Below are 18,549 nucleotides of genomic sequence, written 5' to 3'. Positions count from 1 at the left end.
CGGCGAGTTTGCCGCTGTCGCAGGGGGCACATGATGCAACCATGCGCCCCCTGCTCCGTCGTGCCCTGAGCGCCCTCCTCGGTCTGGCCGTCGTCGCCGGACTCGCCGTCCTCGCCCCGTCACCGGCCCAGGCCACCAACGCCACCTGCACCACCTCCTCCCGGTGGGTCGCCTCGCACCGGACCTGGGGCGTGCCCGAGAAGCTGACGTTCACCTACGGGGAGTACTTCCGGCTCAGCGGAACGGTGGACGGTGTGTGCACGGGCAACACGAACCCGGTGCAGGGCAACATCTGGGCCGGCGACACCCACGTCCAGGCGTCCTACGACCGCGGCACGACCTGGACCACGGTCCAGACCGAGAGCGGACCCGGTGTCTGGTGGGAGGGGACCTGGGCGATCGACCGGTCGGTCTGGCTCCGGATGAGCTTCACCGGCGGCAGGTCCTACGCCAACGACACCTGGGCGCCCTCGGTGTCGCCCGTCGTGAAGCTCAAGGTGCGCCGCCACGCCACCCTGGACCTGAAGCAGGTCCGAGGCAGCACCCGGGCGAAGGTCGCGATCGCTCCGGCGAAGAGCGTCCGCGGCCTGCGGGTCGCGGTCCAGGTCAAGCAGCACGGGCGCTGGCGGACCGTGCAGCGTCCCACGGCCTCGCGCCGAGGGGTCGCCGTGGCGCGGCTGCCACGGCTCGCGAAGGGCACGCCGGTCCGGGTGGTGCTGCCGGCCGCGCGCCACCTGGCGCGCTCCGTGGTGCGTCCCTGAGCGGACCGTGAACCCCGGGCTGGTTGACTGTCACCCGTGCCCGCGATCGACCTGTCCACCGACGTCGTCACCCTGACCCGCCAGCTGGTCGACATCGAGTCGGTCAGCCGCGACGAGCAGCGGATCGCCGACGCCGTCGAGGCCGCACTGCGCGCGCTGCCGCACCTCACGGTGACCCGCCGCGGCCACACGCTCGTGGCACGCACCGACCTCGGCCGCCCCAGCCGGGTGGTCATCGCCGGCCACCTCGACACGGTCCCGGTCAACGCCAACCTCCCGAGCCGGTACGACGTGGAGGCGGGCATCCTGCACGGCCTCGGCACCTGCGACATGAAGGGCGGCGACGCGGTCATCCTCAAGCTCGCCGCGACCGTGACCGAGCCGGTCCACGACGTCACCTACGTGCTCTACGAGGCCGAGGAGATCGAGTCGCTCCACAACGGGCTGCGGCTGCTGGGGGAGTCCGACCCCGACCTGCTCGCGGCCGACTTCGCGATCCTGATGGAGCCGTCGAACGCCGGCGTCGAGGCCGGCTGCCAGGGCACGCTGCGCGTCGAGGTCCGCACCCGCGGCGAGCGGGCGCACTCCGCGCGCAGCTGGCGCGGGGTCAACGCGATCCACGGCGCCGCCGAGGTCCTGAACCGGCTCACCGAGTACGACGCGCGCCGGCCGGTGATCGACGGGCTGGAGTACCACGAGGGCCTCAACGCGGTCGGCATCCGCGGTGGGGTCGCCGGCAACGTGATCCCCGACGAGTGCGTCGTGACGGTCAACCACCGCTTCGCCCCCGACCGCTCCGAGGCCGAGGCGCTCGCCTTCGTCGAGGAGTTCTTCGCCGGCTTCGAGGTCACCCTCACCGACACCGCTCCCGGCGCCCTCCCCGGCCTGGACCGCCCGGCCGCACGCGCCTTCATCGACGCGGTCGGCGGGACGGTCGCGCCGAAGTTCGGGTGGACCGATGTCGCCCGGTTCACCGTACTCGGCGTGCCGGCCGTCAACTACGGCCCCGGCGACCCGATGCTGGCTCACAAGCAGGACGAGCACGTCGAGGTCGCCCAGATCGTGCGCTGCGAGGAGCAGCTGCGCGGCTGGCTGACCACCGTCCCCAGCACCCCGAGCAACCAGGAGAACGCATGACCAGGCGCAGCGGCCCGGGCCCCCGTCCCAGCGCGGGACGTCCCGAGGGCTCGACCACCGACCAGCGACTGCTCGACAGCACCGGCGACGCCGACTGGGTGCACACCGACCCGTGGCGCGTGCTGAAGATCCAGGCCGAGTTCGTCGAGGGCTTCAACGACCTCGCCGAGATCGGGCCCGCGATCTCGGTGTTCGGCTCGGCGCGGATCCCGGCCACACACCCGGCGTACGACATCGGGGTGCGGGTGGGCGGCGCCCTGGCGAAGGCCGGGTTCGCGGTCATCACCGGCGGCGGGCCGGGCGCGATGGAGGCCGCCAACCGGGGTGCGACGGAGGCCGGCGGCGAGAGCATCGGCCTCGGCATCGAGCTGCCGTGGGAGGCCAAGCTCAACGACTACGTCGGCTTCGGGCTCAACTTCCGCTACTTCTTCGTGCGCAAGATGATGTTCGTCAAGTACAGCCAGGGCTACGTCGTGCTGCCCGGCGGGCTCGGCACGCTCGACGAGCTGTTCGAGGCGATGACGCTCGCGCAGACGCTCAAGATCACCCAGTTCCCGATCGTCCTGATGGGCGTCGAGCACTGGCGTGGCCTGATCGACTGGATGGAGGGCTCGATGCTCGAGGACGCCCGGATCAAGCAGTCCGACCTCGACATGCTCACCCTCACCGACGACGTCGACGAGGCCGTGGCCCTGATGGTCGCGGCCCGCGACCAGCACGGCTGAGGCGCCGATGTCCCACTCGATGATGTGGGTGTTCGCGGTGCTCATCGTGCTGGCGATGGGCGGCGTCGCCCTGCTCGCCTCCGGGCGGGGGGAGCCGATGGCGCCGGCGTACGACGACCGGCCGGACGCCCTCGTGCCCGCCGCCCGCCCGGTGCGGGCCGACGACCTGCGCCGGGTGCGCTTCTCGCTCGCGCTGCGCGGCTACCGGATGAACGAGGTCGACGCGCTGCTCACCCGGCTGGCCCGGGAGATGGAGGGCGACCGGCCCCCCGTCGTCCCCGATCGGGGGCCCGCCCCGTCGGCCCTGGTCCGGGTCCTCGCCGAGCGGTGGGCGGAGGAGCACCCGGCGGGCGCCGAGATCCTGGACTTCTCCGCCGAGAGCGTCGACCAGGTGGAGTCCTCGCTGGACCATTGGTCGCGGCGTCCCGGGCGCGGCCCGGCACGCGGCGAGCCCGACGTCTGGGCGGCCGGCGCCTACCTGGGCGAGGTGCTGGTTCGGACGGTGCCCGGTGCAGCGTGGACGGCCGGCGACGGCGCTGACGGCGTCCCCGTGGTGGTGCTGCCGTCCGGGCGGGTCGAGGACCCGATCGGCCGCGCGATGGCGCGCTTCGACGGCGGCGAGCGCGACAGCGTCATCGACGTCGTGGACGCCGCGCTGGCCGCTGAGGACGACTCCGACTGATCCAGGCTGCGCCCCCTCAGCCGGTCGCGTCCTCGAGCCTCGCGATGGCCGCCTCCATCGCGGCGAGCAGCTGTCCGAGCGGCACGCTGACCGACTGGTCGCCGTACTCCGAGATGTCGAGGATCAGCACCCGCTCGCCGACCTGCGCGGCGATCCAGCGGTCGCTCTTGCCGTCGGGCTCGCTGGTCAGCGTGTAGGCGCGGTCGGCGCCCGCGACGTCGATGTCGCTCAGGTAGCCCTGGCTGCGCCACTGGTCGACACTCACCTTGGCCTCGGCGTCGACGCCGGAGATGGCCCGCACGAAGGCGCCGTCGAGGAGCTCCCGCCCCGAGTAGCCGGGCGGCGCGTACCAGATCTGCAGGTCGGCGTACATCGCGGTCTCGCCGTCGGCGACCCCGGCCTGGCGCCGCTCGCACCGGTTCGACACCGCGCGGCTGCCGGGTCGGCTGTTGCGTCGGTAGCGGGCCTGCGGGCGGAGCAGCACGCCCTCCTCGCTCAGCGCGTCGGGGGTGGTCCGGCCGGTGCCGAACGCCATCACCTCGTCGTCGAGGACGTCGCACACTCGGGCGAAGGGCGCCCAGCCGTCGGCGTTCGTCGTGGGCCACCAGGGGTCGATCCGGGTCTGGTCGAGGTCGGGGTCCGCCAGGCGCTCGTCGATGCGCCGGAACGCCTCCCGGGACTGCTTGACGGTGCCGCGGATGCTGGTGGCGTCGAACGGGCTGCTGTCGTACTGGCTGCGCTCGAGCCGGATGACGAGATTGCCGCGCAGGGCCTGGAACCAGCCCCGGCCCGCGACATAGCTGATGTCCTCGCCGATCGCGGGCGTGAGCACGCCGCCGCCCTTGGCCTCGTTCTCCCTCTGCACCTCCAGCAGCGCCCGGAGTACGTCGGCGAGCGGGCTGTCGTGGCGCAGGTCGCGCTCGATCTGCTTCGACAGGGTGCCGCGGCCCAGGCGCAGGGTGCGGCGGAACTCCTTCCGGGCGGCCTGTTCCGAGGGGTACTGGTCGGCGTAGAGATGGACCGAGGTGTTGGCCTTGTCGGAGAGGCGGTACCAGCACTGGGTCTCGACGGGGTTGCCGAGCGGGTCGGCCGGCTCGGGGGAGTCGATGCCCTCCTGGGCGATGTCGGCGTAGGGGCCCGGCTTGGCGTAGAGCTCGAGGACGTCGTCGGGCCCGAGCAGGCGACACGGGCTGACATAGCGGAACGAGCCGACCGTCAGCGGCGCCGGCTCCGGAGTCGCGGTGGGGCCGGGCTCGGCGCTGCCGTTCCCGGACGGCGTCGGGGTGCGATCCGCCGTGGGCTCGTCGCTCGAGCAGGCGGCGACGAGGGGGAGCAGCAGGAGCGTCGTCGCCAGGGGCGCGAGGGCGGTTCGGAGCATGTCGGCGACGTGCCCGCCCCGGGGCGCGGGCAAACACCGAGGCGCGCTGGTGTCGAGGTGCGCTGCGCCCGGCTCGTGTCATGGGGAATAATGACCCTTGCGCACAGTCGGTGGCACAGGGCTCCGGCGGCTCGCAGAGGTAGTGGAAGAGGGGTGCCGCATGGCGGCGATGAAGCCTCGGACCGGCGACGGTCCGCTCGAGGTCACCAAGGAGGGACGCGGCATCGTGATGCGCGTCCCGCTCGAAGGTGGTGGCCGGCTCGTGGTCGAGCTCAACGCCGAGGAGGCTGCCGCGCTCGGTGACGCGCTGAAGAATGTCATCGGCTGACGCCGCCCGCCCGGTCCTGCCGGGTCAGGTCTCACCTCCCGAGTTCGCCGCGAGCGAGCTCCTCCCCGGCGCCATCAAGGGCGTCGACGTCGTCGCGCTCCCGGTGCTGCCGGGCGACGACGGGAGCGTGCTCCTCGGCCCCGGCGCCGCCGAGCTGGCCGACGAGCTGGGTCTGGACCTGGTCGGCATCGCCGAGGTCCACGGCCTGACCGGCGCGAGCGCCGAGGTCGCGGTCGTGCCCGTCCCCGACGGCACGCCCACCAACCCCGCGCTGCGCGTCGTGCTGCTGGTCGGCGTGGGCGCCGCGCGCCCGATCGACCTGCGCCGCGCGGGCGCCGCGATGGCCAAGGCCGCCCGCGACCGCGCCGCCGTCGTCACCTCGATCCCGGCCGTGGCCGCCGACACCTCGCCCGACGACCCGATCGCCCTGGAGGCGTTCGTGGCCGGCACCATGCTCGGCTCGTTCGTCTTCCACTGGCGCTCGACCGGACCCGAGCACCAGCCCGTACGCCGGGTGGTGCTGTCCGCCGCCGGCACCGACCGCGCCGCCCTCGAGCGCGCCGTCGCCCTCGGCGGCGCCGGCTGGCGCTCCCGGCTGCTGGCCACGGTGCCCTCGAACCTGAAGAACCCCGCCTGGCTGGCCGCGCAGGCCGAGGAGATCGCCGCGGCGAGCGGGCTCGACGTACGGATCTGGGACGAGGGCGAGCTGGCCCGCGACGGCTTCGGCGGGATCCTCGCCGTCGGCGCCGCGTCCGCGACGCCCCCGCGCCTGATCCGCCTCGACTACACCCCGGCCGGCGTCTCCGCCCGTGCCGCCAAGAAGCTCCCGGTCGTCGTCCTCGTCGGCAAGGGGATCACCTTCGACAGCGGCGGCCTGTCCATCAAGCCGGCCGCGTCGATGGGCTCGATGAAGCGCGACATGACCGGCGGCGCCGTGGTGCTGGCGACCATGGCCGCGCTGGCCGACGTCGACTGCCCGGTGCGCGTCGTCGGCCTGGTGGCCGCCGCCGAGAACGCCATCTCCGGCAGCGCCCTGCGCCCCGGCGACGTGATCACGCACCGCGGCGGCCGCACGACCGAGGTCGGCAACACCGACGCCGAGGGCCGCCTGGTCCTCGGCGACGCCCTCGCGTACGCCGTCGCCGAGCTCGACCCGGCGGTCGTCGTCGACATCGCCACCCTCACCGGCGCGGTCAAGGTCGCGCTCGGCCAGCAGGTCGGCGGGCTGTTCGCCAACGACGACGCCCTGGCCGACGCCCTCGACGCGGCGGGCGCCCGGGCCGGCGAGCCGGTGTGGCGCTTCCCGCTCTACCGCGGCTACGAGGACAAGCTGGCCTCGAAGGTCGCCGACGCCGCCAACGACCCCGGTGGCCCCGGTGCCATCACGGCCGCGCTGTTCCTGCAGCCGTTCGTGGGCGACGTCCCGTGGGCGCACCTCGACATCGCCTCGGTCGGCGACGTCGAGAAGGAATGGCACGAGTGGACGGTCGGCCCGTCCGGCTTCGGCTCCCGGCTGCTGCTGTCCTGGCTCGGCTCGGCCGACCCGGTGGCGGGCATCGGCGGCTGAGCGCCCCGCTCAGGACACGATGACCTGGGGCCGCGCGGAGCTCGCCGCGTGGCGGGCGCGCTGCTCGGCGCGCCGCTCGACGAAGGCACTCGCCTGCTCGTCGAGGGCCCCGAGGAAGGTGCCCAGCTCCTCGCGAGCCTGCTCGCCGACCGGGCCGAGGCCGGTGCGGCAGAAGACGTCCCAGTGGCGCAGCACGGGCATGATCACCTCGTCGTGGTGCAGGCGCAGGTCGTAGATCCCGGCCTTGGCGATGATCATCGAGCTGCGGCGGAATCCCGCCATGGTGGCGCCCGGCATCTCGAAGCCGATCACCTCGTCGGCGATCGCGCGCATGGTCTCGTCCGGCGCGATCTCCAGCGCCGCCGCGACGATGTTGCGGTAGAAGATCATGTGCAGGTTCTCGTCCTTGGCGATCCGCGCGAGCAGGGCGTCGGCGACCGGGTCGCCGGTGGCCTTGCCGGTGTTGCGGTGCGAGACCCGGGTGGCGAGCTCCTGGAACGAGACGTAGACGACGGCCTCGAGCGCGCTCTTGTCGCCGGAGTCGTAGCCGGTCGTCATGTAGTCCATCCGGGCCCGCTCTAGCTCGACCGGGTCGACGCCGCGGGTGACGACGAGGTAGTCGCGCAGCGCGATGCCGTGTCGGTTCTCCTCCGCGGTCCAGCGCCCGACCCAGGTGCCCCAGGCACCGTCGCGACCGAACCGGGTGGCGATCTCGCGGTGGTACGACGGCAGGTTGTCCTCGGTCAGCAGGTTGGTGAACATCGCGGCCTTGGCGACCTCGGAGAGCTCGGACTGCTCGGGGGAGTAGTCCTCGCCGCCGAGCATCGCGAAGTCACGCCCACGGCTCCACGGGATGTAGTCGTGGGGGTGCCATTCCTGCGCGATGGCGAGGTGCCGGTCGAGGTTGGCCGCGACGACGGGCTCGAGCTCCTCGAGCAGGTGGCGCGGTCCCGTGGTGTCGGTGCTGGTCATGTCGCACTCGTTTCTCCCGGCCGGCGGGGCCGGGCTCAGTCGGCTTCGGGGACCCACTCCTTCTTGGCGACCAGCAGTCCGTCGCCGACGGGCAGCAGCGCCGGGACCAGGCCCTCGGTGGCGGCGACCTGCTGCACGAGCTCGCGGATCGCGACCGTCTCGTCGTCGCGCTGGGCCGGGTCGGCGACCCGGTCGTGCCACAGCGCGTTGTCGAAGGCCACCACGCCGCCGGGGCGGAGCAGGCGCAGCGCCTCGGCGAGATAGGCGCCGTACTCGCGCTTGTCGCCGTCGGCGAACACGATGTCGTAGTGGCCGTCGGTGAGCCGGGGAAGCACGTCGAGCGCGGAGCCGGCGATGGTGCGCACCCGCTGCGGCGCGACGCCGGCGTCCTTGAACGACTCCTTGGCCAGGCGCTGGTGCTCGGCCTCGACGTCGACGGTGGTCAGCACGCCGTCGGGGCGCATGCCGCGCAGCAGCCAGACGCCGGAGACGCCGGTGCCGGTGCCGATCTCGACGACGGCGCGGGCCTCGAGCGCCGCGGCGAGGAAGCGCAGGGTGGCTCCGGTTCCGGCGCCGATCGGTGTCACGCCGACCTCCTCGGCGCGGGCGCGCGCCGAGGTCAGGACGTCGTCCTCCCCGACGTAGGCGTCGGCGAAGGTCCAGCTGGTCGCGTTGATCGGTGTCGGAGCCACGGACTCAGCCTAGTGCCGCCGGGGCCCGGTCCCGTGGACCGTCGCCGGGAACACCCGTCGGCGCCCGCTCGTTGGGTCGATGATTGGGCAGTTCACAGGGAACGCTCAGTTGGTACCCCTACGGTGAGAGGAGCCAGGACACCTTGGCGCTGATCCAGCGGAAGAAGGCCACCATGAAGGAGCCCGTCGATCCCCACCCCCAGCCCACCGGGCAGGGGCCGTCCGACCTGGACTGGGGAACCATCGTCGAGGAGCACTCCGACCGCGTCTACCGGCTCGCCCTGCGCCTGACCGGCAACCGCCACGACGCCGAGGACCTCACCCAGGAGGTCTTCGTGCGCGTCTTCCGCTCGCTGCACACCTACACCCCCGGCACCTTCGAGGGCTGGCTGCACCGGATCACGACCAACCTGTTCCTCGACCAGGCCCGCCGCCGGCAGCGGATCCGCTTCGACGCGCTCTCCGACGAGCGCGCCGCCCGCCTCGCGAGCGCCTCCCCGGCCCCCGACCTGGCGTACGCCGACCAGACCTTCGACGACGACGTGGCCGCCGCGCTGTCGGCGCTGCCCCCGGACTTCCGCGCGGCCGTCGTGCTGTGCGACATCGAGGGCCTCAGCTACGAGGAGATCGCCGAGATCCTCGGCGCGAAGCTCGGCACCGTGCGCTCCCGGATCCACCGCGGCCGTGCGCTGCTGCGCACCGCCCTGGCCCACCGCGCCCCCGCGGCCGGCCGGACCCGGTACGCCGGGCCCGCGCCGCTCGTCTCCGAGGGAGTCGCGACGTGATCGGCCACCTCGGCAACCGGGTGAGCGCGCTCCTCGACGGACAGCTCTCGGCTCGGGACGCCGAGGAGGCGTGGTCCCACGTCTACGCCTGCCACGCGTGCCGCGACCTGGTCGAGCGGGAGGGCTGGGTCAAGACCCGGCTGGCCGGTCTGTGCGGCGCCGGGCGCGGCGCGCCGTCCGACCTCAAGGGCTCGCTGCTGAGCATGCCGCCGGGCGAGGCGCTGCTCGGGCCCGAGCCGCACGCCACCCATCGTCGTACGGGTGCGGTGATGATCGGCGGCGGCGCGATCGGCGCCGCGATGCTCGGGGTGCTGGCGCTCGGGTTCGCGCCGGGGTCCACCCCGCCCGCCGACCGGCGTCCGCCCGCCTCCCAGATCAACACGACCGTGCCCACGCCGGGCAGTGGCCCGGCCAGGACCCCGGTGAGCGGCGCCTTCCTTCCGGTGCCGCTGCAGCGGATGCTGCCCTGAGCCTCCCGTCCCGGCGTCGGCCGGATGTGGGGCGATCGGACATGATGGTCCCGTGACCGACGCGCACGACCCCGACCACGAGCCCACCGAGCCGCTCGCGCCCCTGGCGCCGCTCGACGTGCCGTCGTCCCCGACCCCGCGCCCCCAGTGGGCGCCGCCCGCGCCCGGCGCCGCGCCGCTCGAGGACGCTGCTCCCGAGCCGACCACGCCACTGCCCGGCCTGGCCCCCTCGCTGCTGCCCCCTCCGCCGGCCCCCGCCGCGGCGCCCGACCTGACCGTGCGGATGCCCGCGTCGGCCGCCGAGCGCGGCGGTGCGCGGCTCGCCGGCTGGGTGATCCCGGTCGTCGCCGCGATCGCGCTCGTCGTCGGTCTCGGCGGCGGCCTGCTCGGCGCGCTCGCCTACGACCGGCTCTCCGACGACTCGCCGTCCGGTCCGGGCTACTCCGGCGACGGTCTCGCGGGCGTCGACCTCCAGCAGGACCCGCCGCTTGCCGCGCCGGGCTCGGTCGCCGCGGTCGCGCAGGCCGTGCTGCCCAGCACTGTCCAGATCATCGCCGAGTACGGCGGCGAGGCGGCCGGCGCCACCGGCTCCGGCTGGGTGATGGACGGCGACGGCCACATCGTCACCAACAACCACGTCGTCGCCGAGGCCGCCAAGGACAACGGCCCGATCGTCGTGGTCGACCACGACCGCAACCGCTACGACGCCGAGGTCGTGGGCCGCAGCCCCATCTACGACCTCGCCATCCTCTACGTCAAGAGGCACGACGGGCTCAAGCCCGCCACCATGGGCTCGGCCGCCCAGCTCCAGGTGGGGGAGCCGGTCGTGGCCATCGGCTCGCCGCTCAGCCTGCCCGACACCGTGACCTCGGGCATCGTCAGCTACCTGCACCGCCCCGTCACCACGGGGTCCTCCGCCGAGGACTCGTCCTGGATCGACGCGATCCAGACCGACGCGGCGATCAACCCCGGCAACTCCGGCGGCCCGCTGGTCAACCAGAAGGGCGAGGTGATCGGCGTCAACTCCGCCATCGCCACTGCGGGAGGCGGCTCGGTCGACTCCGAGGCCGGCAACATCGGCGTCGGCTTCGCGATCCCCGTCGAGCAGGTCCGGGTCACCGCCGACCAGATCCTGAAGACCGGCGAGGCGCGCTATCCCGTGATCGGCGCCAAGGTGAAGACCGGCGGCGTCCCCACCGGCGAGGGCGCCGTGCTCGACGAGATCGTCGCCGGCAGCCCGGCGGAGAAGGCCGGCCTGCGCCGTGGCGACGTGATCACCAAGGTCAACGGCAGCCGGGTCGCCGACGGCACCGCGCTCATCGTGGCCATCCGGACCTACCAGCCCGGGCAGACCATCGAGTTCACCATCACCCGGGGCTCGGAGGAGAGGAAGGTCAAGGTCACCCTCGACGGCGAGGTCGGCTGACGGCGGCGGCGCCGCCGCCCGTTCCGGTCCGGTCGGGTACGAGGTCAGTCGACCTCGGACTCCACGAACGGGTGCTCGGCGACGTACTGCTCGGTGTGGCGGTACTGCTGGGCGATGTAGTCCTCCAGCCGGCTCGCCTCCACCCGCCACTGTCCGCGCCCGCCGATCTTGATCGCCGGGAGCTCGCCACGGCGGACCAGCGCGTAGACCTGCGCGCTGGAGGTGTTGAGCACCTCGGCGACGTCGGCGAGGGTCAGGAAGCGCGGGCTGCCGGGAAGGTCGGGCATGGGACCCATCGTCGCACCCGGCTCCGACCGTCGCAGCACAGGACGCGAAGTGCCTGTGGATGACCAGGTGACGGTGGCGGGATCGCGCTGCATCATGGCCCGATGACTCGGGATCTCGGGAGCTCCGCCGGCACCACCATCCCGCCTGCCGCGCGCCGGGCGGCGCGACCCGCCTGGCGCGACCCGCGACTGTGGCTCGGCGTGCTGCTCGTGACCGGCTCGGTCGTGCTGGGCGCCCGGCTGCTGGCGGCCGCCGACGACACCGTCGCGGTGTGGGCGATGACCGGCGAGCGCGGCGTCGGCACGCCCGTCGCCGCCCGCGACCTGGTCGTCGAGCGGGTGCGCTTCGCCGACGACTCGACCTTGGGCCGCTACTTCGCCGCCGACCGGCCGGTCCCCGACGGCCTGGTGCTGGTCCGTACGGTCGGCGAGGGCGAGCTGCTGGCCCGCTCGGCGGTCGGCGTGGCCGACGAGGCCGACGTGCTGCGCGTCCCGCTCGAGGTCGACCCCCACCGGGTGCCGCCGGACGTCGTCGCCGGCTCGGTGGTCGACGTCTGGCTCACCGACGGCGGCGGCGCCGGCGCCGGGCGGAAGGGGGCCGACGGCCCGGCGCTGGACGGCGTGACGGTCGTCGCCGCGCCGGCGTACGACGACACCTTCGCCGTCGGCGGTGCACGCCAGCTGGTCGTCGCGGTCGAGGACGATCGGGCGGCCACCTTCGAGGCGCTCCTCGGCTCGCTGCAGGACCCGGTGATCCGGATCCTGCAGCGCTCGTGAGGCCGCCGTGGCCGTCGTGAGCGTCGTCCTCCTGGTCTCCTCCGGTGCCGCGTGGGAGTCGTCGGCGCTGACCGCGCTCACCCGGCATCCGGGGACCGTGCTGCTCAAGAGATGCGTCGACGTCGCCGACCTGCTCGCCGCCGCCCGCACCGGTCAGGCCGACGTGGCGGTCGTCGCCGCCGACCTGCCCGGCCTCGACCAGGAGGTCGTCGCCGACCTGCTCCCGTACGGCGTCCGGGTGGTCGGCGTCGCCACGGACCCCGATCTCGCCCGGCCCCGGGCGGCCCGGATCGGCGTGGTCACGGTCCTCGCCGCCGACCGGGTGGGCGAGCTGGCGGAGCTGGTCGTCACGCTGCCGGACGACCCCACCCGACCGGTGCCGTCACACGACCTGCCGCCGCCCGCCGAGCCGGTGCCGCGGCGGGCCGCCGGACCCGCGGGCCGGGTGCTGGCGGTGTGGGGCGGCGGGGGAGCGCCGGGCCGCACGACCGTGGCGAGCGGCCTCGCCGGCGAGCTGGCGCGGCGCGGGCTGAGCACGCTGCTGGTCGACGCCGATCCCTACGGTGGTGCCGTCGCCCAGCAGCTCGGGGTCCTCGACGAGGTCTCCGGCCTGCTCTCGGCGGCGCGCCTGGTCCCCGCCGGCATGCTCGACGCCCGGTTCGAGAGCGTGCAGCGCCGGCTCTCGGACCGGCTGCGGCTGCTGACCGGGCTGCCGCGCCCCGACCGCTGGGTCGAGCTGCGTCCCGGCACCCTCACCGCGATCGTCGAGCGGGCCCGCCTGGACGGCCAGGTGGTGCTCGACACCGGCTTCAGCCTCGAGCCCGACGCCGGCGAGGTCACCGGTCGTCCCGAGCGCAACGGGCTGACCCGGGAGGCGGTCGAGGTCGCCGACGAGGTGCTCCTCGTCGGCTCCGCCGACCCGGTCGGGCTGGCCCGGCTGGCCCGCGCGCTCACCGAGCTCCACGAGCTGGTCCCCGACGCGCGGGTCCGCGTCGTCGTCAACCGGATGCGGCCCGGTCTCGGCTGGCGCGAGGCCGACGTGGCGGCGATGCTCGCCGGCTTCGGCCCCCACCTCGCCGTCCACTTCCTGCCCGACGACCAGCCCGCCGTCGACCGCGCGCTGGTCGCCGGCCGGCTGCTCGTCGAGGGTGGCGAGTCCGCGCTCACCCGCGGACTCGGGCGGCTGCTCGACGCGATGGCGAGGGAGTCGGCGTGACGGTCATACCACGTTATACTGGGCCGGTGAAGACCGCGATCTCGGTTCCCGACGACGTCTTCGCCCGCGTGGAGCGGGTGGCGGCACGGCACGGCATGAACCGGTCCCAGTTCTATGCCACGGCGGCCAGCCGGTACGCCGACGAACTGGAGGCCGGTGACCTCACCGCCGCGATCGACGCCGTCGTCGACGTGGTCAACGCCGACGGCTCGACCTGGTTCGGCGTCGACGGCGGGGCGCGCCTGGAGGCCGGGATGGACGACGAGTGGTGAACCGGGGCGACGTGCACTGGTGCGACTTCGGTGCTCCTGTCGGCAGCGGTCCGGCCAAGCGGCGTCCCGTCGTGGTGATCCAGTCCGACGACTACAACCGCAGCCGGCTCGCCACCACGATCGTGCTGACCCTGACGACCAACACCGCCACCGCTGCCCTGCCCGGCAACGTCTTCCTCCCGGCCGCCGGCACCGGCCTGCCGAAGGACTCGGTGGCGAATGTGACCTCGCTGATCACCGTCGACCGCCGCGACCTCGACGCCCGGCCCGTGGGCCGGGTGCCCGACCACCTGATGGCCGAGGTGGACCAGGGACTGCGCGTCGTGCTCGCGCTCGGTCCGCTCAGGCGCTGAACAGCAGGAACAGCCCGCCCGCGGTGAAGCCCACCATCACGATCAGCAGCGGCAGCTGCCCGGTGATCTGGTCCCGCTTCGGCAGCAGGGTCAACGCGCGGTCGTGCGCGGCCACGGCGGCGACCACGTGGCCGACCACCACGGCCAGCACCTTGATCGTGGCCAGCACCTCGGGGTGGTACGAGAACCAGTACGTCGGCTCGACCGCCGCCGTACCGAGGATGTCCCAGCCCCTGCCGAGCGGGTCGCTCGCCCGGGCCAGGGTCTGCGTACCGATGTCGATGAACAGCGTCAGGTAGTGGGCGACGATGTAGCCGAGCACGATCGGCACGATCGAGTGCGCGTAGTGACGGGCCAGCTGCTGGCGGGGGATCTCGCCCCGCGACGGCGTCAGGGCACAGGCCAGGGCGAACAGCAGGCCGGCCGTCATGCAGAAGACGACGAGGGCGACGTTGTCGAGCAGGAACTTGCTGACCGAGGCGTTCTGGTAGGTCTTGACCCAGAACGAGGACTCGGCGAAGGAGTCGAAGGCCGTGCTGCCGAAGAGCACGGCGACCACGCCGACCAGGCCGGGCGTGGGCGGGATGGTCGCGAGGTTGGCGAGCGGGCTGCGCAGCACCAGCCGGCCCTCGACCCGGGCCCACGGCGAGAGCTTCGCGATCAGCGAGGAGTAGACCTCGAACGGGTCGGCCCTCTCGTAGAAGCGGTTGCCGAAGACCGCGCCGCCGATGAGCATCGCGCCGACGTAGATCGCGCACCACAGCCGCACCGAGCCGAGCTCGGTGGGATGGGTCGAGGCCAGCTCCAGCCAGACGAAGGCGAACAGGCCGAGCGCCGCCGGCCAGTAGCCGAGTCGCTCCGGATAGGTCAGGACGCCGTGGTCCGGGTCGCTGCCGGCGAGCCGGGCGATGCCGGCGTTGATGGTGCGCACCGGGCTGATCGCCCGCCAGACCGGGCCGAACAGGGCCGAGGCGAAGACCAGCCCGACCCACCACCACACGTAGAAGATGCCGAAGAACGGGTTCGTCAGGCTGTCCTGGCCGAGCACCGCGACGAACACGGTGTAGAGCGCGACCACCATGCCGACCAGGCGCAGGGCGATGGCGAACGCGGGAGAGCCGGTGACGCGGTCCAGCCACGCGGGCGCGGGGTGGCCGGGATGCGCGCCGGCGTCATAGCGCGGCCGGCGCCAGGCGACGACGAGGACGGTGAACGAGACGACGAGTGCGGCGACCGCTCCGGAGACCGCGAGCTCGAGGGAGATCGGCAGGTCGGCCTGACCGCCGATGCCGTGGGCTTCGACGGTGCCGGACAGCGGGGTCATCGGACTTCGAGCTGGACGATGATCTGCGGCGGGTCGTGCGACTCCACCTCGATCACGCCGGGCCGGTCGATCGTGATCGGGAAGGTCTCGGTCCCGACGTCGTAGGGGAACTCCTGCTCGGGGTCGGAGTGCATGTGCAGCGAGCCGGCCGTGTCGGAGGTCACGACCAGGTCGATCTTCTGGCCGGCCGCGACCTTGACCCGGTCGCCCTTCGGCGTGATCGCGCCGTCCTTGACCGTGATGTCGACGGTGACGACCTCGTCGTCCGATCCTGCCTTCTCGTCGGACCCGCAGGCGGTGGCGGTCCCGAGGAGCATGATCCCGGCGAGCGCCGTACCGAGGGCGCGCCGTGGCAGCCGCTGCATGGTTCCTCCTGTCGCAGAACATCCGCGGACGAATCCACGGATGATCGATGTTGTCTGCCAGAATCTCATGTGATCCCAAGGCGACCGGATGGGGCCGGTCGTCGGTGTTCCGGGGATCCGACCAGAGAGACGGGGGAACCACGTGGTGGATCGGGTGCGCCCTCGCGATCTGACCTTCCTCGAGCAGGAGTCCGCGGAGACGCCGCAGCACAACGCGACCATCGAGATCTTCGATCCCGGTGAGGGTCCCGACGCGTTCGACCACGGCCGGCTGGTCGGCCTGATCCGCGACCGGATCGCGTTCGTGCCGCGCTACCGCCAGCGGCTGCAGGCGGTGCCCGGTCATCTCGCCAACCCGGTGTGGGTCGACGACGAGAAGTTCGACCTCGGCTTCCACGTACGACGCTCCGCGCTGCCGCGGCCCGGCAGCTCCGCCCAGCTGCTCGAGCTGGTGTCGCGGATCGTGTCCCGTCCGCTCGACCGCAGCCGCCCGCTGTGGGAGATCTACTTCGTCGAGGGCCTCGAGGGTGGCCGGGTCGCGCTGCTCTCCAAGACCCACCAGGCGTTGGTCGACGGCGTCCACACCGTCGACCTCGGTCAGCTGCTCCTCGACCTCCAGCCGGAGGCGCGGGCGCTGGAGCCCGACGACTGGCAGCCGCGCCGATCGCCGAATCCCGCCCAGCTGCTGGCGACCGCCGTCCGCGAGAACCTCACCGACCCGGGCGAGCTGCTCGACACGGTCCGCACCGGCTCACGGGCGCTGGCCCGCACCGCCGACCAGCGCAGCGAGCGGGCCCGCTCCTTCCTCGCCGCCGCCACCGGCCGCCGGCCCAAGACCCGCGGTGTCATCAACGGCCCGCTCTCCCAGCAGCGGCGGATCGTCACCGTCGAGACCCGGCTCGCCGACTACCGCCGGATCCGCGAGGCGCACGGCGGCACCGTCAACGACGTCATCCTCGCGACCGTCACCGGCGCCCTGCGGGCCTGGCTGATGACCCGCTCGGAGTCGATGGGCGGGATGCGCCAGGTGCGGGCCGTCGTCCCCGTCTCGGTCATCGACGAGGAGCTCGAGGCGACCTCGCTCGGCACCCAGATCGCCGCCCACTTCGTCGACCTGCCGATCGGCGAGCCGAGCCCGGTGGTCCGCCTGCACCAGGTGTCCTACTCCTTCCAGGCCCACAAGGACACCGGCCGCAGCGTCGCCGCCAACCGGCTCGCCGGGATCGCCGGCTTCGCCCCGACCACCTTCCACGCCATCGGCTCGCGGGTCGCCTCGATCGAGCTGCGCCGCGGCTACCAGCTCTCGGTCACCAACGTCCCCGGCCCGCAGGCCCCGCTGTACGCCGCCGGCGCCCGGATGCTCGCCAGCTATCCCGTCCCGCCGCTCACGCCCGGGCACCCGCTCGCGATCGGCGTGACGTCCTACGACGGCGGGGTCTACTACGGCATCACGGCCGACCGGGACTGGATCGCCGACGCCGAGGTGCTGGGCGCGTGCGTGCGCGAGGCGCTCGACGAGCTGACCGACCTGTCCTCGGCCACCCGGCAGCGCGCGCCCCGCGGGCGGCGGACGACGAAGGCGGCGGGCAAGGGGTCGGCGGGCAAGGGGTCGGCGGGCAAGGGGTCGGCGGGCAAGGGGTCGGCGAAGGGCGAGCAGAGCTGAGTGGCAGCATGGGCTCCGTGATCCCGCTGCATCTCGGTGCCCTGCACCCGGTCGAGCAGATCGCCACGATCGTGCTGGCGTTCGGGCCGTTCGTCGTGCTCGGGATCGTGATCATGGTGCGCCGCCGCGCCGAGGCCGACGAGGACCTCGACGAGGCGGACGAGCACGGCGTCGAGCCACGACGCCGTGAGGAGCACTGAGGCCGAACCACGGCAGCAGGTGGCTGAGTGTGACCTCCGTCGTTACGCTGGATCCATGACGGAGCCGACTCCCGCAGCCATCCGGTTGCGTGCCGTGCTGGCCCGGCGCGGTACGGAAGTCGAGGCGATCCTCCAGCGTTACAGCGCGGTCAATCCTCGGATGTTCGGTTCAGTCGCCCGCGGTGACGCATCGGAGGACAGCGACCTGGATCTCGTCGTCGACCTCGTACCGGGCGCAGGAAACTCGCTGTTGAGAGTCGCCGGACTGTCCGAAGAGCTGTCCGACCTGTTGGATGTCAAGGTCGACGTCGTCGCCGCGGACCTGCTTCGACATGAAGTGTCGGCGTCCGCCCTGGCGGACGCGGTGGCGGTGTGAGTCGTTCCCGTGCGGAGCGGCTTCAGGACGTCCGGTCTGCCATCGATCGTTGCCGCGCATACCGTGACTACCTCGAGTCCCCTGAGCTGGCACTGATGGCCTATGACGCGATTCTCCGCAATTTGGCCGTCATCGGCGAGGCGGTGAAGGCGCTTCCGGCTGATTTCAAGGCCGACCATCCGGAAGTGCCCTGGCCCTCCATCGCCGGTCTGCGCAATGTCGTGGTCCATGAGTACTTCCGGATCGACGTCGAGGTGATCCGGGACATCCTCGGTCAGCCACTGTCGGATCTGGCCGCCGTACTGGACGTCAGCGGCTGAGCCACTCCTTGCCGGTGCGCTCCTCGGCGCGCAGCGCGCTGCCGAGCAGCTTGGCGAGCAGCTCCTCGATCTTGCCGGCGACGAGCGGGATCTTGACCTTGATCTCCAGCTCGACGGTCTCCTTGGTCACGCCGGCGGTCTCGACCAGGGTGGCGGTGCCGTTGATCTCGCCGGGCTTGCCGGGGATGCCGACGGTGACGGTGGCCTTCAGCGGGCTGGACCAGGTCTCGGTCTGCACGATCGTGGTGGTCTCGCCGATGAACTTCTTCGCGAACGCCGGCACCTTGTCGGTCGGCTGCTCCATCTCGATCCGGACGGCCTTCGCGTCGACATTGCCCTCGATCTCGACGGCGTACGACGTCGCGCGCTGGTTGCGGCACACCGTCTCCCGGAACACCGGGTCGCTCAGCATGGCCGCGACCTCGATCGCGGGGGCGTCGTAGGTCATCTCGTGCACCAGTCGGGTCGCCATC

At 73.0% G+C, this 18,549-nt stretch carries 24 protein-coding genes; 17 read left to right on the top strand and 7 right to left on the bottom strand.

The window, feature by feature from the left end; translation table 11 throughout:
• Positions 1–41 precede the first annotated feature (41 nt).
• The 4 genes from JOD66_RS03790 to JOD66_RS03775 are packed head-to-tail and all read left to right on the top strand — an operon-like array spanning position 42 to position 3,305.
• Positions 42–761 carry a hypothetical protein gene (locus JOD66_RS03790; RefSeq protein WP_204835598.1) on the top strand — a complete coding sequence of 240 codons (720 nt, stop codon included), beginning with the start codon at positions 42–44 and terminating at the stop codon, positions 759–761.
• A 36-nt stretch (positions 762–797) separates the two neighbouring features.
• Positions 798–1,898 (top strand): succinyl-diaminopimelate desuccinylase, encoded by a 1,101-nt coding sequence (dapE, locus tag JOD66_RS03785; protein WP_204835597.1) that lies wholly within the window; start codon positions 798–800, stop codon positions 1,896–1,898.
• Positions 1,895–2,623 (top strand): LOG family protein, encoded by a 729-nt coding sequence (locus JOD66_RS03780; RefSeq protein ID WP_204835596.1) that lies wholly within the window; start codon positions 1,895–1,897, stop codon positions 2,621–2,623. The genes dapE and JOD66_RS03780 overlap by 4 nt, the downstream gene beginning before the upstream one ends.
• Positions 2,624–2,630: 7 nt before the next feature.
• The gene (locus tag JOD66_RS03775; protein WP_239545063.1) at positions 2,631–3,305 is read left to right on the top strand and encodes a DUF6278 family protein; all 675 of its coding nucleotides are present in this window, start codon (positions 2,631–2,633) and stop codon (positions 3,303–3,305) included.
• Between the two features lie 16 nt (positions 3,306–3,321).
• Here JOD66_RS03775 and JOD66_RS03770 read toward each other — a convergent pair whose 3' ends face one another.
• On the bottom strand, positions 3,322–4,683 hold the full coding sequence (locus tag JOD66_RS03770) for a hypothetical protein (protein WP_204835595.1): 1,362 nt from the start codon (positions 4,681–4,683) through the stop codon (positions 3,322–3,324).
• Positions 4,684–4,843: 160 nt separating this feature from the next.
• Here JOD66_RS03770 and JOD66_RS03765 point away from each other — a divergent pair, with 160 nt between their 5' ends.
• Positions 4,844–5,011, top strand: coding sequence for a DUF3117 domain-containing protein (locus tag JOD66_RS03765; RefSeq protein ID WP_181410991.1), 168 nt, complete (start codon positions 4,844–4,846; stop codon positions 5,009–5,011).
• On the top strand, positions 4,998–6,578 hold the full coding sequence (locus JOD66_RS03760) for a leucyl aminopeptidase family protein (RefSeq protein WP_204835594.1): 1,581 nt from the start codon (positions 4,998–5,000) through the stop codon (positions 6,576–6,578). The genes JOD66_RS03765 and JOD66_RS03760 overlap by 14 nt, the downstream gene beginning before the upstream one ends.
• Before the next feature lie 9 nt (positions 6,579–6,587).
• Here JOD66_RS03760 and JOD66_RS03755 read toward each other — a convergent pair whose 3' ends face one another.
• Together JOD66_RS03755 and JOD66_RS03750 are read right to left on the bottom strand one after the other, a co-directional pair.
• Positions 6,588–7,550 carry an acyl-ACP desaturase gene (locus JOD66_RS03755; protein ID WP_204835593.1) on the bottom strand — a complete coding sequence of 321 codons (963 nt, stop codon included), beginning with the start codon at positions 7,548–7,550 and terminating at the stop codon, positions 6,588–6,590.
• A gap of 35 nt (positions 7,551–7,585) precedes the next feature.
• Positions 7,586–8,242 (bottom strand): O-methyltransferase, encoded by a 657-nt coding sequence (locus JOD66_RS03750; protein ID WP_307823278.1) that lies wholly within the window; start codon positions 8,240–8,242, stop codon positions 7,586–7,588.
• 173 nt (positions 8,243–8,415) lie between these two features.
• Between JOD66_RS03750 and sigE the strand changes: the two genes are divergently transcribed.
• From sigE to JOD66_RS28090, 3 genes are read left to right on the top strand one after another with little or no spacing between them, the layout of a single operon-like run.
• The gene (sigE, locus tag JOD66_RS03745; RefSeq protein ID WP_204835592.1) at positions 8,416–9,027 is read left to right on the top strand and encodes an RNA polymerase sigma factor SigE; all 612 of its coding nucleotides are present in this window, start codon (positions 8,416–8,418) and stop codon (positions 9,025–9,027) included.
• Positions 9,024–9,497, top strand: a complete 474-nt coding sequence (locus JOD66_RS03740) for an anti-sigma factor family protein (protein WP_204835591.1) — start codon at positions 9,024–9,026, stop codon at positions 9,495–9,497. Before sigE ends, JOD66_RS03740 begins: the two co-directional genes overlap by 4 nt.
• A gap of 52 nt (positions 9,498–9,549) precedes the next feature.
• The gene (locus JOD66_RS28090; RefSeq protein WP_204835590.1) at positions 9,550–10,923 is read left to right on the top strand and encodes a S1C family serine protease; all 1,374 of its coding nucleotides are present in this window, start codon (positions 9,550–9,552) and stop codon (positions 10,921–10,923) included.
• Positions 10,924–10,967: 44 nt separating this feature from the next.
• Here JOD66_RS28090 and JOD66_RS03730 read toward each other — a convergent pair whose 3' ends face one another.
• Complete coding sequence (locus JOD66_RS03730) at positions 10,968–11,210, bottom strand: helix-turn-helix domain-containing protein (protein WP_204835589.1); 243 nt, start codon at positions 11,208–11,210, stop codon at positions 10,968–10,970.
• Between the two features lie 102 nt (positions 11,211–11,312).
• Here JOD66_RS03730 and JOD66_RS03725 point away from each other — a divergent pair, with 102 nt between their 5' ends.
• Genes JOD66_RS03725 through JOD66_RS03710 form a run of 4 tightly spaced genes read left to right on the top strand, consistent with a single transcriptional unit; the run spans position 11,313 to position 13,828 of the window.
• The gene (locus JOD66_RS03725; protein ID WP_204835588.1) at positions 11,313–11,987 is read left to right on the top strand and encodes a hypothetical protein; all 675 of its coding nucleotides are present in this window, start codon (positions 11,313–11,315) and stop codon (positions 11,985–11,987) included.
• 16 nt (positions 11,988–12,003) lie between these two features.
• Entirely contained in the window at positions 12,004–13,203 is a 1,200-nt protein-coding gene (locus JOD66_RS29355; RefSeq protein ID WP_204835587.1) for a CpaE/TadZ family protein, read from the top strand.
• A gap of 26 nt (positions 13,204–13,229) precedes the next feature.
• Positions 13,230–13,475, top strand: a complete 246-nt coding sequence (locus JOD66_RS03715) for a YlcI/YnfO family protein (protein ID WP_204835586.1) — start codon at positions 13,230–13,232, stop codon at positions 13,473–13,475.
• Positions 13,472–13,828, top strand: coding sequence for a type II toxin-antitoxin system PemK/MazF family toxin (locus JOD66_RS03710; protein WP_307823277.1), 357 nt, complete (start codon positions 13,472–13,474; stop codon positions 13,826–13,828). Before JOD66_RS03715 ends, JOD66_RS03710 begins: the two co-directional genes overlap by 4 nt.
• Here JOD66_RS03710 and JOD66_RS03705 read toward each other — a convergent pair.
• Both JOD66_RS03705 and JOD66_RS03700 read right to left on the bottom strand, forming a co-directional pair.
• Complete coding sequence (locus JOD66_RS03705) at positions 13,818–15,152, bottom strand: hypothetical protein (protein ID WP_204835584.1); 1,335 nt, start codon at positions 15,150–15,152, stop codon at positions 13,818–13,820. The genes JOD66_RS03710 and JOD66_RS03705 overlap by 11 nt on opposite strands.
• Positions 15,149–15,517, bottom strand: coding sequence for a cupredoxin domain-containing protein (locus JOD66_RS03700; RefSeq protein WP_204835583.1), 369 nt, complete (start codon positions 15,515–15,517; stop codon positions 15,149–15,151). Before JOD66_RS03700 ends, JOD66_RS03705 begins: the two co-directional genes overlap by 4 nt.
• A gap of 154 nt (positions 15,518–15,671) precedes the next feature.
• Between JOD66_RS03700 and JOD66_RS03695 the strand changes: the two genes are divergently transcribed.
• Genes JOD66_RS03695 through JOD66_RS03680 form a run of 4 tightly spaced genes read left to right on the top strand, consistent with a single transcriptional unit; the run spans position 15,672 to position 18,076 of the window.
• Positions 15,672–17,180, top strand: a complete 1,509-nt coding sequence (locus tag JOD66_RS03695) for a WS/DGAT/MGAT family O-acyltransferase (RefSeq protein ID WP_307823276.1) — start codon at positions 15,672–15,674, stop codon at positions 17,178–17,180.
• 17 nt (positions 17,181–17,197) lie between these two features.
• Entirely contained in the window at positions 17,198–17,380 is a 183-nt protein-coding gene (locus JOD66_RS03690) for a hypothetical protein (protein WP_204835581.1), read from the top strand.
• A 55-nt stretch (positions 17,381–17,435) separates the two neighbouring features.
• Complete coding sequence (locus tag JOD66_RS03685; protein ID WP_204835580.1) at positions 17,436–17,756, top strand: nucleotidyltransferase family protein; 321 nt, start codon at positions 17,436–17,438, stop codon at positions 17,754–17,756.
• Positions 17,753–18,076 (top strand): HepT-like ribonuclease domain-containing protein, encoded by a 324-nt coding sequence (locus JOD66_RS03680; protein WP_372442418.1) that lies wholly within the window; start codon positions 17,753–17,755, stop codon positions 18,074–18,076. The genes JOD66_RS03685 and JOD66_RS03680 overlap by 4 nt, the downstream gene beginning before the upstream one ends.
• Here JOD66_RS03680 and JOD66_RS03675 read toward each other — a convergent pair.
• The gene (locus tag JOD66_RS03675; RefSeq protein ID WP_204835578.1) at positions 18,066–18,548 is read right to left on the bottom strand and encodes a DUF2505 domain-containing protein; all 483 of its coding nucleotides are present in this window, start codon (positions 18,546–18,548) and stop codon (positions 18,066–18,068) included. The two genes, JOD66_RS03680 and JOD66_RS03675, sit on opposite strands and share 11 nt — an antisense overlap.
• Position 18,549 lies beyond the last annotated feature (1 nt).

This window comes from Nocardioides nitrophenolicus (assembly GCF_016907515.1).
Taxonomy (GTDB): domain Bacteria; phylum Actinomycetota; class Actinomycetes; order Propionibacteriales; family Nocardioidaceae; genus Nocardioides; species Nocardioides nitrophenolicus.
The sequence above is the reverse complement of the archived record's forward strand: the minus strand, read 5'-3'. Positions and strand labels throughout refer to the sequence as shown.

What these genes read in the sequence shown, in the direction of transcription:
- JOD66_RS03770 (WP_204835595.1), bottom strand. Translation starts at nt 4,683, where the DNA reads ATGCTCCGAACCGCCCTCGCGCCCCTGGCGACGACGCTCCTGCTGCTC.
- JOD66_RS03760 (WP_204835594.1), top strand. Translation starts at nt 4,998, where the DNA reads ATGTCATCGGCTGACGCCGCCCGCCCGGTCCTGCCGGGTCAGGTCTCA.
- JOD66_RS03730 (WP_204835589.1), bottom strand. Translation starts at nt 11,210, where the DNA reads ATGCCCGACCTTCCCGGCAGCCCGCGCTTCCTGACCCTCGCCGACGTC.
- JOD66_RS03755 (WP_204835593.1), bottom strand. Translation starts at nt 7,550, where the DNA reads ATGACCAGCACCGACACCACGGGACCGCGCCACCTGCTCGAGGAGCTC.
- JOD66_RS03775 (WP_239545063.1), top strand. Translation starts at nt 2,631, where the DNA reads ATGTCCCACTCGATGATGTGGGTGTTCGCGGTGCTCATCGTGCTGGCG.
- JOD66_RS03780 (WP_204835596.1), top strand. Translation starts at nt 1,895, where the DNA reads ATGACCAGGCGCAGCGGCCCGGGCCCCCGTCCCAGCGCGGGACGTCCC.
- JOD66_RS03685 (WP_204835580.1), top strand. Translation starts at nt 17,436, where the DNA reads ATGACGGAGCCGACTCCCGCAGCCATCCGGTTGCGTGCCGTGCTGGCC.
- JOD66_RS03765 (WP_181410991.1), top strand. Translation starts at nt 4,844, where the DNA reads ATGGCGGCGATGAAGCCTCGGACCGGCGACGGTCCGCTCGAGGTCACC.
- JOD66_RS03675 (WP_204835578.1), bottom strand. Translation starts at nt 18,548, where the DNA reads ATGGCGACCCGACTGGTGCACGAGATGACCTACGACGCCCCCGCGATC.
- JOD66_RS03700 (WP_204835583.1), bottom strand. Translation starts at nt 15,517, where the DNA reads ATGCAGCGGCTGCCACGGCGCGCCCTCGGTACGGCGCTCGCCGGGATC.
- sigE (WP_204835592.1), top strand. Translation starts at nt 8,416, where the DNA reads ATGAAGGAGCCCGTCGATCCCCACCCCCAGCCCACCGGGCAGGGGCCG.
- JOD66_RS03725 (WP_204835588.1), top strand. Translation starts at nt 11,313, where the DNA reads ATGACTCGGGATCTCGGGAGCTCCGCCGGCACCACCATCCCGCCTGCC.
- JOD66_RS03705 (WP_204835584.1), bottom strand. Translation starts at nt 15,152, where the DNA reads ATGACCCCGCTGTCCGGCACCGTCGAAGCCCACGGCATCGGCGGTCAG.
- JOD66_RS03790 (WP_204835598.1), top strand. Translation starts at nt 42, where the DNA reads ATGCGCCCCCTGCTCCGTCGTGCCCTGAGCGCCCTCCTCGGTCTGGCC.